Source organism: Parasphingorhabdus sp., from assembly GCF_036964565.1.
Taxonomy (GTDB): Bacteria; Pseudomonadota; Alphaproteobacteria; order Sphingomonadales; family Sphingomonadaceae; genus Parasphingorhabdus.
Map to the genome: position 1 here is coordinate 1 of NZ_JBALTN010000023.1, position 17,110 is coordinate 17,110.

General features: G+C 54.0%; 14 protein-coding genes. 11 read left to right on the forward strand and 3 right to left on the reverse strand.

The window, feature by feature from the left end; all coding sequences use genetic code 11:
- On the forward strand, positions 1 to 1,108 hold a 1,108-nt coding region (gene terL, locus V7650_RS17830), incomplete at its 5' end, for a phage terminase large subunit (RefSeq protein ID WP_335657556.1).
- Positions 1,109 to 1,203: 95 nt separating this feature from the next.
- On the opposite strand, the gene V7650_RS17835 is transcribed toward terL, so the two are convergent.
- Positions 1,204 to 1,893 carry a M24 family metallopeptidase gene (locus tag V7650_RS17835; RefSeq protein ID WP_335657557.1) on the reverse strand — a complete coding sequence of 230 codons (690 nt, stop codon included), beginning with the start codon at positions 1,891 to 1,893 and terminating at the stop codon, positions 1,204 to 1,206.
- A 129-nt stretch (positions 1,894 to 2,022) separates the two neighbouring features.
- Entirely contained in the window at positions 2,023 to 2,328 is a 306-nt protein-coding gene (locus V7650_RS17840) for a hypothetical protein (RefSeq protein ID WP_335657558.1), read from the reverse strand.
- Positions 2,329 to 2,584: 256 nt separating this feature from the next.
- Between V7650_RS17840 and V7650_RS17845 the strand changes: the two genes are divergently transcribed.
- Both V7650_RS17845 and V7650_RS17850 read left to right on the forward strand, forming a co-directional pair.
- On the forward strand, positions 2,585 to 3,400 hold the full coding sequence (locus tag V7650_RS17845; RefSeq protein WP_335657559.1) for an enoyl-CoA hydratase/isomerase family protein: 816 nt from the start codon (positions 2,585 to 2,587) through the stop codon (positions 3,398 to 3,400).
- Entirely contained in the window at positions 3,397 to 4,563 is a 1,167-nt protein-coding gene (locus tag V7650_RS17850; RefSeq protein WP_335657560.1) for an acyl-CoA dehydrogenase family protein, read from the forward strand. The genes V7650_RS17845 and V7650_RS17850 overlap by 4 nt, the downstream gene beginning before the upstream one ends.
- Before the next feature lie 321 nt (positions 4,564 to 4,884).
- On the opposite strand, the gene V7650_RS17855 is transcribed toward V7650_RS17850, so the two are convergent.
- The gene (locus V7650_RS17855; protein ID WP_335657561.1) at positions 4,885 to 5,775 is read right to left on the reverse strand and encodes a LysR family transcriptional regulator; all 891 of its coding nucleotides are present in this window, start codon (positions 5,773 to 5,775) and stop codon (positions 4,885 to 4,887) included.
- Positions 5,776 to 5,873: 98 nt separating this feature from the next.
- Between V7650_RS17855 and V7650_RS17860 the strand changes: the two genes are divergently transcribed.
- The 8 genes from V7650_RS17860 (at position 5,874) to V7650_RS17895 (ending at position 16,961) form a co-directional block, all read left to right on the forward strand.
- Positions 5,874 to 7,121, forward strand: a complete 1,248-nt coding sequence (locus V7650_RS17860) for a CaiB/BaiF CoA transferase family protein (RefSeq protein ID WP_335657562.1) — start codon at positions 5,874 to 5,876, stop codon at positions 7,119 to 7,121.
- Between the two features lie 619 nt (positions 7,122 to 7,740).
- Entirely contained in the window at positions 7,741 to 10,404 is a 2,664-nt protein-coding gene (locus V7650_RS17865; RefSeq protein ID WP_335657563.1) for a TonB-dependent receptor, read from the forward strand.
- A gap of 92 nt (positions 10,405 to 10,496) precedes the next feature.
- Positions 10,497 to 11,648, forward strand: coding sequence for an acyl-CoA dehydrogenase family protein (locus V7650_RS17870; RefSeq protein WP_335657564.1), 1,152 nt, complete (start codon positions 10,497 to 10,499; stop codon positions 11,646 to 11,648).
- An 11-nt stretch (positions 11,649 to 11,659) separates the two neighbouring features.
- The gene (locus tag V7650_RS17875) at positions 11,660 to 12,670 is read left to right on the forward strand and encodes an acyl-CoA dehydrogenase family protein (protein ID WP_335657565.1); all 1,011 of its coding nucleotides are present in this window, start codon (positions 11,660 to 11,662) and stop codon (positions 12,668 to 12,670) included.
- A gap of 193 nt (positions 12,671 to 12,863) precedes the next feature.
- Positions 12,864 to 14,303, forward strand: a complete 1,440-nt coding sequence (locus V7650_RS17880; RefSeq protein WP_335657566.1) for an aldehyde dehydrogenase family protein — start codon at positions 12,864 to 12,866, stop codon at positions 14,301 to 14,303.
- Positions 14,304 to 14,318: 15 nt separating this feature from the next.
- Positions 14,319 to 15,224, forward strand: coding sequence for an alpha/beta hydrolase (locus V7650_RS17885; RefSeq protein ID WP_335657567.1), 906 nt, complete (start codon positions 14,319 to 14,321; stop codon positions 15,222 to 15,224).
- Between the two features lie 21 nt (positions 15,225 to 15,245).
- Entirely contained in the window at positions 15,246 to 15,572 is a 327-nt protein-coding gene (locus V7650_RS17890) for an NIPSNAP family protein (RefSeq protein WP_335657568.1), read from the forward strand.
- Between the two features lie 393 nt (positions 15,573 to 15,965).
- The gene (locus V7650_RS17895; RefSeq protein ID WP_335657569.1) at positions 15,966 to 16,961 is read left to right on the forward strand and encodes an NADPH:quinone reductase; all 996 of its coding nucleotides are present in this window, start codon (positions 15,966 to 15,968) and stop codon (positions 16,959 to 16,961) included.
- The last annotated feature ends 149 nt before the right edge of the window (positions 16,962 to 17,110 follow it).

The following is a 17,110-nucleotide window of genomic DNA, read 5'->3' on the forward strand; positions in this document are numbered from 1 at the left end:
GGATGACATCCGCACCAGTGCTGGCGGACGGCGCATGGCGACATCGGTTGACGGTGTCACGACCGGGTTCGGAGCTGATATAATCATTATCGATGATCCCATGAAAACCCAGGACGCGATGTCGCAGCCAGCCCGCGAGAAGGTGATCCGCTGGTTCGACGACACGCTGTCGCAGCGCCTCAACAATCAGGCGACCGGTGTGATCATCGTGGTGATGCAGCGACTGCACGAGGGCGATCTGGTCGGCATCCTCAAGCAGCGCGAGGGCTGGTACGAGCTATGCCTGCCCGCCATTGCCGAGCACGACGAGGACATTCCCCTCACCCGCGGGAGGATCTGGCACCGGCGCGCCGGCAGCGCGCTTCACCCTGCCCGCCAGAGCCTCGAGGTGCTGCTCAGGCGCAAGGCCGACAATCCGATCGTGTTTGCCAGCCAGTTCCAGCAGGCCCCTGTTCCCGCGGTTGGCAATATTATCGAGGCCAAATGGTTTCGCTATTACAAGGCCGGCACCATTGACCTTGGCTATGGCCAGATTGTCCAGTCCTGGGATACCGCATCCAAGGATAATCCGTTCAATGATCTGTCCGTCTGCGTCACTGCCCTGATCCAGGGCAAGCAAATTTACGTCATTGATGTGTTTCGGGCGCGGCTGAAATTTCATCTGCTCAAGGCCAGGTCCATTGAGCTTGCAAGGACGCATGGCGCAAAGGTCCTGCTGATCGAGGATGCCTCTTCCGGGACCGCGCTGATCCAGTCACTGCGGGCCGAAGAACCGCAGGGTATGCCGCTCCCGATTGCCCGGCGCCCCGTGGGTGACAAGATCGCCCGGGCCCTGGGCGCGGCCGCGATGATCCAGGAAGAGCGCCTGTTCCTGCCCGAGCGCGCGCACTGGCTGGGGGACTTTACCGGCGAGCTCCTCGGGTTTCCCTCCTCGCGTCACGACGACCAGGTCGATGCGCTCTCCCAGCTACTCCTTTGGGTGCAAGATATGGACACATATCGGACTCCGGAAATTGCCGGGCCTGAAGAGATGATCACAGGCGAAGACGATGAACGTGTGATCTCCACTGCGCCCGGGCAGGAAAAGGATCCTTGGGGGGCATATTGAATTGGGTTACCCGGCTTCGTCCTAACGGATCTGCGCCTGGATCCCAGCAGTCTAACATGGGCGCAACTCGTAGCATCGCCGCTGACAAAACACCGCTAATTCTCGACTGAGAAGCTGTCATCAATCAACAGGTCTTCATAAAATGCGCCATAAGGCAATTCAGGATGCGAAATCTGGATCTCAAGGATCCAAAGGCCAGCCGTTGGTGGATTTTCGAATTCACTTAGCCAACCGGCTTTGTAGATCGCATGGGGGAAATCGCTCAGGCGGTGTCCGAGAATGTCGTGATTGAATGTCCAACCTCGCCGTTTCGCTTCCCGTGCGGCAAAATCGTGCAGGGCCATCCCCGTTGCTCTGGTTTCCCGCCAATGGTCTGCTACGGAGTGCCAGATATCTCGCGCTGCGTGTGCACAAGCTGCCTTTTGTTCGTCTTTGCCGACTACAAAGGTATCTCCTGCATCACCTTCTAAACCGTCCCAGATTACCCCGAGATCTACAAAATAAATGTCATCACCTTCCAAGAAGATTGCCTCGTCTACAGGTTGGCGAAAGCCCTTAAGCGTTTCTTTGCCAAATCGTATGAGAGGGGAGTGCCAGTGTCTGTCCATGCCCATCACTTGCAGTTCGTGATTGGCTAGTTCGATTGCGTCTTTACCTGTCATTCCAACGGTAATCTTGGAACCAATTCTCTGAACCGCTTCCTTCGTTCTCTCGCGCGTCGATAGCATCCCCTCGATGGAGAATTTTTCGCCAACGCCTTCTGGATTGCCTAGGTCCTTCGCCATCCTCAATGCTCCGATCTTGCTGAGCCTAGATGATAGCCGCCATCAGGAGCTTGATCAATGGAGGCGTCGGGAAAACAGGGATCTCTATATTACGCAGGTATGCCTCCTAGGAACCAGTTTTCAAGATTACTACAGTTCCAGGAAGGCCACGGTAGAAGTGAAGGACGAAGAACTGGCCATGCACCCGACGGTCATCTCCAGCTTGAAGATCGATCCCATGCCGAAGGCGCAACCTGCAGCGGTGACATTGCCAGAAAGCGTGGTCTGGAAAGGTAAAATGTCAGAATCTGCAATTCCGCTACCCTGAAGGTCCCCATGTATCCCAAACTGAAAGTCTATGGTGAGCTGAGCACCAATCACCCGTCCTTTGGCGAGTGGAGCAAAGGTTCCGCCAAGCGGTGCCGAGATTTTCCGGCAATTGACCATCGCCTCCATGCTTGCCCGCATTGAGCAAGTTCCAACGGTTTTCCGATGCCGCCTATCGATGTCAATTGGGTCGTCGGAAGTATGACTCTTAGGCCAATTCTAGGGGGACACCAAGATACGGATTGAAGAATCAATGAGCATATAGTCAGTGACTGTTGACTCATTCAATATCGGCATGTAGCTTTGCTTCGAATTTACGGTGTTCTGTGTGACGGTCGTTTCCCGCACATCCGCCAAAGTTAATTTAAAAAGCGAGGCTATATCGATGAACTTTTCCAATTATCAAACTATACTTTTTGAACGGCGCGGGCGAATACTTGAAATCACGCTCAATAGACCGGAAAAACTTAACGCAGTCGACGAGCTCATGCACGAGGAGCTCGCGCGTCTGTTTACCGATGTATCAAATGACCCGGATTGCGATGTCGCAGTGATCACCGGAGCGGGTCGAGCCTTCTCATCGGGCGGAGACATCGACTGGATGCAGAACATGATAGACGATCCTGCACGGTTTGAAAAAACGGCGCGCGAGGGTCGACAGATCGTCTACTCGCTGCTTGATTGCGAAAAGCCGCTTATCGCCAAATTGAACGGGCATGCGACGGGCCTCGGTGCAACAATAGCTCTGCTTTGTGACATTATCTATGCATCTGAAACCGCAAAGATCGGTGATCCACACGTCTCGGTCGGCTTTGTTGCAGGTGATGGCGGTGCAGTGATTTGGCCTCAGCTTATCGGCTATGCTCGCGCGAAGGAGTTCTTGTTAACTGGCGACCTGCTGACCGCAACACAAGCTGCCCAGATAGGCCTCATCAATCATGCAGTGAGCCCTGACGAACTGGATGCACACGTCGAGCAATTTACCAATCGCCTGGCAACCGGCGCGACAAAGGCTATCCGCTGGACGAAGATGTCGATCAATATCGGACTACGCCAGCTCGCTCAGACCATGATGGACGCGTCGCTGGCTTATGAGGCCTTATCGAACATCAGTCCCGATCACCAGGAGGCGGTGAACGCATTCCGCGAAAAGCGGTCACCGATCTTCGGAAAGGCCCCACTTCAAGAAGCAACGCAATGAACTTCACCGAAAGCGACACAATTCGCCAGCTTCGCGAGACACTCCGCCGATTCATTGAGTGCGAGATGCCGCGTAACCTCGCCGCCACATGGGACAAAACAAATCACTTCCCGCGCGAAGTGTTTGAGAAATTGGCGAAGCTTGGTGTAACTGGCCTATCCGTACCCGAAGAATTTGGCGGATACGGTCGTGATATTCTGGCGACGATGGTGGTAATCGAAGAGCTGTCGCGGCGAAGTCTAGCTGTATCGGTGCCCTATATAATGGCTGCCTGCTATGCTGGTATGAACCTCGACGAATGCGGTTCCGATGCACAGAAAAAAGAGCTACTGCCGCGGGTCGTCGATGGCTCGCTGATCTTTGCTTATGGATTGACTGAACCGGACGTCGGGGCTGATTTGGCCAGTGTGAATACATGTGCCGAGCGCGTCGGTGACAATGTTCTTATCAACGGCACCAAACGCTTCTGCTCGGGAGCCGCGATAAGCGATTTCATATACACATTGGTACGCACCGGACCAGTGGACGAGCGCTACCTGAACCTTTCTATCCTTCTGGTTCCATCCGCCGCAACCGGGATCACCATTATGCCCATAGAAAGTCTCGGTATGAAGGGCGCCGAAACTACGGATGTCATCTTCGACAACGTTGAAATACCTAAAGCCAATATTCTAGGTGGAGAATCGGGTTGGAATGCGGGTTGGAAAATGCTCTCCGGCCCGGGACTCGATGTCGAAAAGCTCGAAGTGGCCGCAATTGCGGTGGGCATCGCTCAGGCCGCTCTTGACGATGCTTGGGCATACGCACGCGAACGCACGCAGTTCGGGAAGGCGGTTATCGGCTACCAGTCAATCCAGCACAAGCTCGCGCAGATGAAAACCGACCTCCATGCCACTAGATTGACGCTTTACCATGCGGCTTGGCTAGCGAATGAACGATTGCCGTGCGGGATTGAGACATCCATGGCAAAGTTGCACGCAACCGAGGCTGCAAAAGCAATCGCGCTAGAGGCTCAGACTATCATGGGAGCGTACGGCTATGTGAAGGACTACGATGTTGAACGGTATGTTAGAGACGCGCTGCTATTACCGATAATAGGCGGATCCACCGCCGTCCAAAAAAATAACATATTTAAACGCACCGACAGATTGACTGCGTATTAATGATATACCAATGTTGGGACATCTACGCAGTGTAAACCAGTGCATTGTCTTCGCGCAGGCGAGGCCAATATAAGCTCAGGTACATTGCCTACCTCTAGAACTTCTCTATCCTCATTTCCCTTGAGATCAGAAAGAAAAATATCTCTACACTTCAAAGCCCTGAACGAGCTTTTCTTAGAAACTATTTGTCTCAAAATTATACCTGAACTGGTGCTAGAGCGCCGGCACTGCTCTGATTTAGGAATTGCCCTTCTCGATCGGGGAAAAGCCAAAGCGCTGTTTCGTTGAACACCATGAGAAGTGTAAACGGGATCATGGAGCCTAGGTTTCAAGGCTCACCGCAAATTCCAAGAACCTCTCCGCAATTCGGCTTCGCCGATCTATCGGCAAGGCCACCGCAAGCCCGATACGGTTGACGTGTGCCGATCCCGTTATCTCCAGAAACTTGACATTGGCCGCCGAATACTGACTGGTGACCCCAGCAACCAGCGCTACGCCAATACCGCATTGGACCAATGAAATCATGGTTTGGGCCTGAATAGCCTCTTGAACGACATTCGGCTGGAAGCCCGCCTCGCGACACATTAGCATCATGAGCGCCCGCATGTTCGGGACCTTGGTCAAAGGATGTGCGATCAGCGGCACATCGCGCAATTCACGGATATCGATACTCGACCGATCCGCGAAAGGTCCAGGAGACGGTACCGCTGCGATAAAGGAGTCGCGCTCTAAAACATGAATCTCGGCCTCAAAATTTTCAAGCACGGGAGTGCGAATTAGCGCAACGTCGATTTCGCGTTGTGTCAGCTTCTGCAGCAGCGCGGTCGTCCAAGATTCTTCGAGCGCGAGGTCGATGCTCGGATACTCAGATCGGAAACCACGAAGCAACTTTGGCAACAAGCTATAGGTAGCTGATCCGACGAATCCAACGCGCAGACAGCCAGTCGAACCTAGGACGCTCTCGGCCACTGCAGCCTTGACCTGTTCAATATGGAAGAGCGCTCGCACTGCATGAGGCAAGGCCGCTGTCCCTGCAGCGGTGAGCTCGACTTGGCGCCTGTCTCGCATAAACAATTGTACGCCAAGCTCTTTTTCGAATTTGGCTAGTGAGATTGATAGGGGCGGTTGGGACATATTGAGCTTCTCGGCCGCACGGTGAAAATTGAGAGTTTCAGCCAGTGCAACCAACTGCCGGAGTTGTTGTAAGTTCATTGATATGCTCCAAATATTAAAAACTGCGCTAATGATATTGGACCAATCGTTTCCCAATGACTAGCCCTCATGTTCAAGTCATCTTATGGGTTCTCAGTATGCTTCCTTTATCTGGCGTCAAAGTCGTCGACCTTGGGTCTGTCCTTATGGCACCATACGCTAGTCAGTGGTTGGGTGACCTTGGAGCCGATGTAATCAAGGTCGAGACTGCGATCGGCGACTCCACTCGCTACACCGGTCCCGCGGCCGAACCCGGAATGGCAGCAATGTTTCTTGGTTCCAACCGCAACAAACGGAGCATTGTTCTGGATTTGCGGGATCCGCTCGGGGTAGCCGCCCTGCTCAAGTTGGTCGACAGCGCCGACGTTTTTATTCACAACATCCGCCCGCAAAAGCTAGAAAAGCTTGGTATAGCTCCTGAAAAGTTGATGCTCCGCAATCCACGCTTGGTATATGCGGGTCTGCATGGGTTCGGGGAAGGTGGACGTTACGCCGGCCGACCGGCATACGATGACATCATCCAGGGGATGTGCGGCAACGCTGATCTGATGCTACGGCAGACCGGGAAACCCGGCTATCTTCCAACGGTCAGCGCCGATAAAACCAGCGGGCTTGTGGCGGCGATTGCCATCCTTGCAGCGATCACCGCACGCGAGCGAACTGGTCGCGGCGGCTTCGTTGAGATCCCGATGTTCGAGACAATGGTCGCCTTTAATCTCGTTGAACACCTGTACGGTGGACACTTTGAGCCAACACGTGGCCAATCAGGCTATCCACGTGCGTTGGCGAGTACACGAGCGCCGTTTTCGACACAAGACGGCTTTATCAGCGTTATGCCGTACACTGATAGCCACTGGATCGATCTGTTCAGAGAACTTGATGCAAAAGACTTGGAAGATGACGCTCGATTTCAGGACATCGCCGCTCGAACGGAAAACATCGCCCTGCTTTATGATCGGCTTGCCGCTCTTATCTCGAAGCGATCGACTTCTGACTGGGTTGAGATTTTTGATCGACTTGATATTCCTGCCGCAGAGGTGATCAGCCTTGAGGGTTTAATGCAGGATGGGCATCTTGAGGATACGGGGTTCTTCAGCGCGCTTAGAGATGAAAATATGGGCGAATTGCGCTTTCCGGGTGTGCCCATCCGCTTTGATGGCGTAAGGCCTGACATCTGCATGCCCCCCCGGCTGGGTGAGCATACCACTCAAATACTTGAAGAGGCAGGCTTGAGCGCGACCGAGATACAACAGTTAATCTCAAGCGGAACCGCCCGCCAATATACCTCGGCGCGCGGGGATGAGTCGAACGAACAATACCGGCAAAATAGAAGCACGATTATCTGACCTGCTTCTCACACAATGTCGGGACGTGCAGCGGTTGTCATACTCAAACCCCGGGCTCTGATTTGCTTGGTAGATGTCCGATGCACCCTCTTCACTCGATCGGTGCCTGATTGGCTACTTCGTTCCCGTTGAGAACTGATAACCGAGATGATGGGGTGCGAAGAGGTGATCTCCTCAGTTCTCCGTGCAACCAGACAGAAGTTGCGCTTCGGTATGCCGTAAAGATTTCGGGATATTATCTCGCTATCATCTCGAAATCAGCCCATGGCGCTTCTGACCGACGATTGCCTCAGACTCCTCGATTCAGTTTCTGAGTGCTGCGCAGCAGAATTCCTGAGACGCTGACACCTCTCCATTAGTGTCCTGGCGGTCATAAAGTCGCGAACCGTGGAGCAGCCGAAACCGGACCGACTGGTGAATATAAACTCACTGACTTACTACTCATCTGCATATCTCCTTCGTTGGCTCGCGCCATTGCTGATCTCAAATGGATATCAAATTCTGCTTATCTAATATTAGACAGAACGAATTTCACCTCTAAGTTCATTCCTGTGAGCGAATATAAATTTCCAGCCCGGATACCGGGTGGAAATCGCGATAAACAATAAAAGGAGGGGACATGAACAAGTTTCTAAAAGCATCGCTTCTGTGCACCGCAGCGACAGCAGCAAGCGTTTCTCAAGCTCAGGAGACTTTGTCCCCGGCAAGCGCGCAGCAAGAACAGGCAGTGCAGTCAGGGGAGGCATCGGCGGCGTCCAGCAATCCATCGGTTGTAAACATCTCTTCCGCGAACGAAGAAAGGGATACCGAGCTCACCTCCTCGCGTGTTGCAGACAGCGACGTTATAGTCGTCACGGCTCGCAGGCGCGATGAAAATCTGCAGGATGTTCCCGCATCGGTTTCAGTCCTTACAACGGAAGCGCTCGAGCGGACTGGCGCTCGCCAAGTACTCGACTTCGCGGAACTGACATCGGGCGTTACAATGCAAGTCGGTGCCACCGAGCCGGGTGATGCATCAATTAACATACGGGGTCTCAACGGTGCACGCGACGCTGAGAATAACGTCGCTCTGGTAATTGATGGTGTGCTTCGAACCAGCGCATTTGCTACCACTCAGCCGCAAGGGGCGATCTCGCAAGTTGAGATAATCAAAGGTCCGCAGGGCGCATTATACGGGCGTAACGCGTCAGCTGGTGCAATTGTTATTACCACACAGAAGCCTACCGATTATCTTTCAGGACAGATCAAGGCCAGCGCAGCGAACGATAGCACCTACCTTGTATCAGGGCTGCTAAGCGGTCCAATCACTGACCAAGTTGGTTTTACTGTTAACGCTGAATATTCGAAGTCTGATGGCTTTTATCGGAATGCCTTCCTCCAGTCGGCCGTAAATCAGCAGGTTTATCCCGGCAACAGTCGCAACGCTGCCTCAATCGACAATTACGAGAAGTTCTATGCCTTTGGCCGCCTGCTCATCGCCCCGAGCGACGATACCGAGATCGATATCAAAGTGAATTACGGTCGCCAGAAAGCAGGAGCTATCAACTACAATGCCGTATTCCATCTCCCAGGCTTGGCCCAAGCATTTAACGATCCAGTGTTTGACTTGCCAGTCAGTGATCATGAATTCGTCTTTACCAACAACACAGAGTCTGAGAGTTGGCAGAAAAGTTATGGCGGGTCCGTGCGGCTTAGTCAGGAGCTTGACTTTGGATCACTGATCGGGTTTGCTGCCTACAGTAACATTCGCAGTGATTTTATCGGCGGCGGTACGAGCGGCGCATTCGGTTTTTTCGCAAACGAGCCGAATTGCATCGCGACACGCGCAGCTACTGCCCCAGCGGTGTCGGGATTAGCCAACCAAGAGCCATTCACCAAATACTACGATGCCTTTGGCTATGCACAGCCCTATTCACCAAGTACGTGTGACGGTATCCAGTATAACGATCGCCGTCAAAAGGATGTTGTGACCGAACTCCGCTTGGTAAGTCCGGACAATGGGGCGCCGTTGTCCTGGCAGATCGGATCAAGCTACATCTACATCGACCGGCGGGTTTGCATCAACCTTACGCTCGACACCGGGCTTAGCGCGTCGCGAGAGTGCTATACGACCGATCCACGATACCCAACTGAGAGTCTCGTCGACGATAATTTTGTAACCGATGTGTACGCGCTGTTTGGATCGGTTGAGTATGAAGCAACTGATAAGCTCACGCTTGGGCTGGCACTGCGCTATGATATCGAGGCGCGAAATACATCGAACAATGTGCCTGTCAATGCGCGAACTCGCTGGGTCGGCAATGCCCGAACCGGCTTCCCGACCGGTACCGCTGACACTCCAGCTAACTACTATCTGAACCCCGGCCTCGACCCGGCGTACAATCCGAGCGGAGTTCTCGCGCCGCGCTCAAAAACCTTTAAGCAATTGCAGCCCAAGCTCTCACTTACCTACAAAGCAAATGATGACACGACCCTGTTCGCTAACTGGGGCATCGGATTCAAGGCGGGCGGTTTCAACAACGCCGGTACGGAAGCTATTGTGAACGGCTATTTCAACGCGCCTGTTTCAGCGGGAGGCATCAATGCAGGACTAACCGTGGACGACATCTTCGAAAAGGAAGTAGACAGCGCCTATGAGGTAGGAATTAAGGGCCGGCTGTTCGACAGCCTCAGTTATGAATTGGTGGGCTACTACACCGATGTCACGGATATGCAGTTCTTCGAGTTCTTCGTAGGTGAGTTTGGCCTTCTGCGGAGCGTTTCAAACATCGACAAGGTCCGGATCCTTGGGGCCGAAACCTCGTTGAAGCTCAATTTGGCCCCTGGTTATAGCATCTTCGCGACCGCCAACTATACAGACAGCAAAATCAAAAAGAATTCATCTCGGCCCTACACTGTAGGCAACAAGTCGCCGTACACGCCGGACTACACGATCAATCTCGGAGCCGAGGCGCTTGAACCAATCAATGACTACCTAGATTTCACGGGCCGAGTAGATGTTCGTGTAACTGGCCCCACGCCCTTCCACACCGTCCAAAACAACAATGTGCCGACCATCTTCGGTTTGGACGGCAATTATAAAAATTCTACCCGAAAAACCTTCACGACGGTCGATGTGCGTAGCGGGATCGAGTCCGACAGTTGGTCGATCACAGCGTTCGTCAGCAACCTTTTTAACCAAGCATATCTGAACGATGACGTGGTGGCTCCAGAATTTGGCGGTGACTTCGTCGCCCCCGGCAATCTGCGTCGCTATGGCATAGAAGCTATGTTCAAGTTCTAAAGAGAACTGGCTAAACGCAACACCGCCATAACGGTCTCAGTATCGCTAAAGGTCAACCGACTGACCGACCGCCAGTAGAAAGCTGTGGATTAATGTTGAGTACGTTAAAACTAACCTCGATCCCGAAAGAGGACGAAGCCTTGCGACCGCTGGTTCAGGCGTTCCTTAAAGAGAGCCTGGTTGATATGCCATTCGACATTCGGGCGCGCTCTTGGATGGGGCACGATCCGGGTTTCAGCAGGGCACTTGCAGCGCACGGGTGGGTCGGCATGACACTTCCGGTTGAATATGGCGGCCAAGGGCGCAGCTACTTTGCTCGCTTCGTGGTGGTTGAAGAATTACTCGCCGCGAGTGTCCCTGTCGGCGCGCACTGGGTCGCAGAGCGACAGAGCGGCCCTTTGATCCTTCACTACGGTACCGAGGCACAACGGCGTTTCTATTTACCGCGTATCTGCCGCGGTGAGGCGTTCTTCTGCATCGGTATGAGCGAGCCTGATTCCGGATCGGATTTGGCCAGCGTTAGGTGTCGCGCTACGCGTACCGATACTGGCTGGCTGCTCAACGGCGCCAAAATTTGGACGACCTATGCGGACGGTGCACACTATATGATTGCGCTGATCCGGACGTCAGGATCTGGAGCGGATCGGCAACAGGGTCTCTCCCAGCTCATCATCGACCTTTCGCTGCCCGGGATAACAGTGAAGCCAATTGTCGACCTTGCGGGAGACAGTCACTTTTGCGAAGTACATTTTGACAATGTAAGATTGTCGTCTGACGCCCTGATTGGCGAGGAGGGTCAAGGATGGGAACAATGCGTGGCCGAGCTCAGCCTCGAACGCAGCGGGCCTGAGCGGTTTTATTCGAGCATTCTCGTGCTGGACTTATGGCTCGCCCACATTCGCGAACAAGAGACGTCCGACGAGCGCACAATGGCACTTGTTGGCAGTATCATTAGTCAACTTGCGGTACTCCGTGCCTTGTCGCTCGCGCTTACCGGTCAACTGGTCCGAGGCGAGCGGCCCGAAGCAGCTGCGGCACTCTACAAGGATCTGGGTACTGCATTCGAGCAATCGACCCCAGCGTCGATTGTTGATGCTATCGCTGCGCAGCCCGACATCGTTCCGCACGAAAAGCTTGGTCGAACCCTGGCTTATGCGACGAAGATGTCCCCCAGCTATTCGCTGCGCGGAGGCACGCGCGAGATCTTGCGCGGCATGATCGCACGCGAACTGGGGCTTCGATAGGAGAACGATCGATGCAATTGATGGTGGAAGAGATGTTTGAGCGCCTTTTGAAGCGGTATTGTTCGCTAACTCAAGTGCGCGCGATGGAGCAGAACGTCCGTGGCGTACAACTGAAGGACGTCTGGAATGAGCTTGAAGCTGCAGGACTTCCGAATGCGTTAGCCGATGAGCAGCATGGAGGTATCGGACTAAACTTAAGCGAGGTAGTACCGCTATTCGTCAAGATGGGCGAGCATGCGCTCCCTCTGCCTCTTGCTGAGACGATGGTTGCAAGGGCGCTGCTATACCGCGCAGGCGAGACACCGCCGTCCGAACCGATAATCTTAGCAACTTCGATCTCTCCGGCAAATGCCGAGAGCATTGAAACTGGGGAATTGCCTCATGCCCGCACCGCCGGGTTTATGCTGCTTGATTGCGGTGAGAGGCTCGATCTTTACTCGCTAGAGGACTCGAAGCTCTCCCGGCCATTGGGCCGGTATAGTCTGTCCGCTCGAGTTTCAGCGAACACTCGGACAGTCCGCGCTTCGATCCAATCGCACTCAGTTTCGCTTAGGGAGATTGGAGCATTTTTGCACGCCGCTAGACTCGCAGGCGCGATGCAGCAGATTCTGCGAATGACGGTCAATTATGCCCAAACCCGATCACAATTCGGTCGGCCCATAGGTAAATTTCAAGCAGTTCAGCATCAGATTAGCGTGATGGCCGAACAGGTGGCCGCGGCATCAATGGCCGTGGAACTTGCCGGTGCGACCGGTAATTTGCTGCCCGATCCGCTTTCCGCTGCCGTCGCTAAGGAGTGCACAAGCGCAGCTTCAAAGGTTGTTGGCCCTATCGCGCATGCCGTTCACGGCGCGATCGGTATTAGTGCAGAGTATGATCTCCAACTCTTCACGCGGCTGCTGCACGAGTGGCGCGCTGCGGAAGGGAGCGAGAGCTACTGGGCGATCCGCATTGGGCAAAGTCTTATGGAAAGTGACGCTACCCGCGCGAGCGATTTCGTGCGCAATCGACTGGCGATTTGATGAGGTATTCGGTGATATCAGTTTGGACAAAGTCTTTAATAATTGGACGGCATTGCGAAGTAAAAAAACAAACTTTAACCAATATGTGTAGTTTCCTACTAACATGCACCCTACGTCCGCAGGTAGCAACTTGACTGGGCCGGCTCGGATCGGCTGTAATTACATCGGCGGCCAATGGCATAAAACCAGCCGAATGGAGCCCAGCCTGAATCCTTCGGATTTAAATGATGTAGTCGGCGTTTACCACTGGAGCGATGTCAATGATGCGTCAACTGCGCTTGCTGCCGCTCGACAAGCACAACATGGTTGGGGAAGCGCCAACCTGCCGACGCGGTCAGAGTTACTCCACAACGTGGGCGACCGTATATTGGGCGTAGCCGACAACTTAGCGCAGCTATTGTCTCGCGAACAAGGAAAATTGTTGTCCGACGCACTGGCAGAGGTGAAGCGCAGTGCGCAGATCTTTCATTATTTTGCCGGCGAAGTACTTCGGAATAATGGCCAGTTTGTGCGCGGACTGCGAGACGGCTTTATGATCAGCGTCGAGCGCGAACCGGTTGGCACTGTCCTACTCATCACGCCATGGAATTTTCCGATGGTTGTGCCAGCTTGGAAAATCGCCGCGGCACTTGCCTTCGGAAACTCCGTGATCCTCAAACCCTCAGAGTACACGCCAGGCATCGCCGTCGCGCTAACCGAAATAATTGCTGATGCTGGCTTCCCCGCAGGCGTCGTCAACTTGCTGATAGGCGATGGCCAGCTGTTTGGCCAACATCTAGTTGAAAATGTCGATGCGGTGAGCTTTACCGGATCGACGACCGTTGGCCGCATAATTCTTGGTCAAGCATCGAAAAATATGACCAAGGTCCAGCTCGAGCTTGGGGGAAAAAACCCGCTGGTCGTGCTCGACGATGCCGACCTCGATCACGCCGTCGATGTCGCGCTTCAGGGTAGCATTCTGCAGATGGGCCAACGCTGTACCGCGTCGAGCCGCCTGATCGTGACACGGGGTGTACATGATGCGTTCGCCGATAGATTGACGAGGCGTGTCGCCGACCTACGGATTGGCCATGCGCTTGATCCGGATACGCAGCTCGGCCCCGTCGCAACAGACCGCCAGCTAGCGCGCAACCTCGAGTTTGTTACCGAGTCGAAGGCTGCTGGCGCGGAGCTTCTCCATGGCGGAGGCGTAGTTGATGTGCGTACTAAAGGATATTACATGCAACCGGCGGTGTTTGCCGGCACACGCAGTGACATGAGGCTTAACGTCGAAGAAGTATTTGGCCCCGTGGTTGGGATCATTCAGGTCGGAGATATTGATGAAGCCATAAGTGTTGCGAACGAGACCGATTATGCACTCTCATCGGGCATCTGCACACGAAGCTTGAATGCAGCAGAAAGGTTTCGCAAGTCCTCGACAGCCGGCATGGTGATGGTAAACGCACCAACTGCTGGTATCGATTATCATGTTCCGTTCGGCGGCAAACCACCCTCTGGTTTTGGTGGGCGCGAGAATGGAAGTGCGGCTCAGGAATTCTACACAGAATCAAAAGTGACCTATACATATAACCCGCAGGAATCATCGGCTGACGCCTATCAACTCAACTCGGCGACCAAAAACGATAATATCTAAACTTAGGAGGAATAAATGATTAGTACACAGGCGAACGCTCTAACCAATCTCTACAACGATTGGACTGAGAAAATGGCAACCGGGACAATGGACATTCCGGAGATGCGCGACATGTTCGAGGAATGGGGCGATCTGGCTACCGAGCCCGCCGACTTCACCTATTCCGATGTCACCATCGGCGGCGTACGGTGTTTAAAGGCGGTCGAGGCGGATCGTGCGGACGACGAGCGAACCCTGCTCTGCTTCCACGGTGGTGGCTTTGTCTGCGGCTCAGTCGAATCACACCGTAAGATGTTCTCGCACATCGCCAAGGCGGTTGGGTGTAAGGCGTTAATAGTCGACTACACGCGTACGCCCGATAACCCTCATCCCGGTATCGTGAGGCAATGCGCAGACGTTTACTCTGGTCTGCTGGAGCAAGGCGTAAAAGCTGAGAATATCGCCATGATAGGGGATTCGGCGGGCGGGCTTCTCGCAACGGCCGTGCCGCTTCATGTCCACCGCAATGGTCTCCCGATCCCAGCGGCAAGTGTCGCATTGTCGCCCTGGTACGATATGGAGCCTACGGGTGAGACATTTGTGTCGAACGCGGATGTCGACGCCTTCGTATCCCCCGAAGCTGTGCGCCTTATGGCGGGGATGTACGTAGGAGAAGCAGATTCAAGAGATCCAACGGTTAGCATACTCTATGCCGACCCCTCCCCATTGCCGCCGATGTTGATCCAGGTCGGTGGGCATGAGACGCTGCTCGACGACAGTCGCCGCTTCCATGAAAAGGCAAAAGCTGCCGGGGTTGATGTCGAATTGCAGGTCTTCCCCGAAATGCAACATGTGTTCCAACTGATGGCCGGCAAAGCCCCTGAGGCCGACGACGCGATTGCCAAGATCGCGCAGTGGTTGCGTCCCAAACTTGGACTCTAATGTCAATTGAAGGGGACTAAAATGTTATACGAGCTTCGTATTTACCATTGCGCGCCGGGGAAACTCGGCGCGCTCAACCGTCGCTTCGAACAGGTGACGCTTGGGCTATGGGAGAAATTCATGATCCATCCCGTCGGCTTTTGGACTACACTTGTCGGCCCAACCAACCAAACCTTGACTTACATTATCCGTTGGGATTCAATGGCTGAGCGCGAGAGCAAGTGGAATGAGTTTCTTGGGGATCCCGCGTGGGCGGAAGCGCGTGCCGCGTCAGAGCGAGATGGCATCATCGTTGAACGAGTCGAGAATCAGTTTCTCGAACCCACGGCTTATTCACCTTTAAGGTAACGTATAACCTGGTAGCACGTCGGATACTTCTGTGGCTAAGCTGGGGTGCGGGGTAACGTCACAGGCTTCGCGAGGAGTGGCTGATGGTTAAGCGCTTTACGAATTCGTCGGCGTGGAGGAACAATCGGCAGTTCATCCTATTCTGTTCGCGGACGCGACCCCCGCTTCAATACCCGATGATGACATAGCTTTGTCGGTGCTTCGAAGAAAATAGCGAGTTGCCTCTCGCCTCGCAAAATTACCGGGGACGATGAAACCAACAAGCCCATTAATTTAGTCCATCAAGTAGGTGTGCTGAAGATCTCCTATCAGACTGCAGTGAGGTCATTTGAAGATATGACTGAGTCTCGAATCCGATGGAATTACACAGGTATCACTTACGAAGGAGCCGTTATGAAAGCTGCATTTTACAATCATAAGGGCCCAGCGCGCAAGGTTCTCCAAGTTGCCGACGTACCAATACCGAGACCAAGCGATGGCGAGGTGTTGGTTTCCATACGTGCGTCTGGTGTGAATCCTTCAGACACCAAGACCCGTTCGGGTGCTCGCGGAAACACTGCTATGCCATTTCCGTTGATCATACCGCACCAAGACGGTGCCGGGGTGATTGAAAGTGTCGGCAAAGGTGTACCACAATCACGAATTGGCGAGCGAGTGTGGATCTACGAAGCTCAGCTAGGTCAGTCGATGGGTACGGCTGCACAGTACACCTGTGTTCCACAGCAAAACGCCATATACTTGCCCGAAAACACCAGTTTTGCTGAAGGCGCCTGCCTCGGTGTACCTGCGCTAACGGCACACCGCTGCGTCTTCGCCGACGGAGCAATTAAAGGCCAAACGGTGCTTGTGACAGGCGGTGCAGGAGCAGTCGGCTTTTATGCGATCCAGTTCGCTAAATGGGGAGGAGCACGAGTGCTGGCCACGGTTAGCACGGAACAGCAAGCCGCCATTGCTTGTCGGGCCGGTGCTGACGTTGTCCTCAACAGGCATTCCATGGATATTGTCGGCGAAATCGCTAACATTTCGGGCGGTGAGGCGCGGTGTGTCGATCGCATTATAGAGGTTGCATTCGGAGCGAATTTAGCGACCACCATGCAGATTCTCAAACCCCGCGGGGTTATCTCCACCTACGCGTCGGATGTCGAGCCGGATCCACCTATTCCGTTTTGGCCACTCATAATGCTTGATGCGACTATCCGTTTTGTCCTCGTTTACGTGATGGATCGCAGGGCTCATGAGGACGCGGTGGCCGCGACGATGGCCGGTTTACGGGAGGGCTGGTTGCAGCATAATATCGCTGAAGAGTTGCCGCTCTCTCAGGTCTCCGACGCCCACGAAATGGTTGAGTGCGGGGTAAGCGGTAAAGTCATCATCGAGATCGGAAGCTAGGGTCATGACCTATTAAAGGGATTCCCAGCGCGATATTTTTGTGATTCAATATCGGCATCGAAGGAGGTGCTATCATGGATGTTCCATTTTTGCTGACCAAAGCGCAGATGCGCCGGATAGAGCCGTATTTTCCGTTGTCGCGCGGGGTT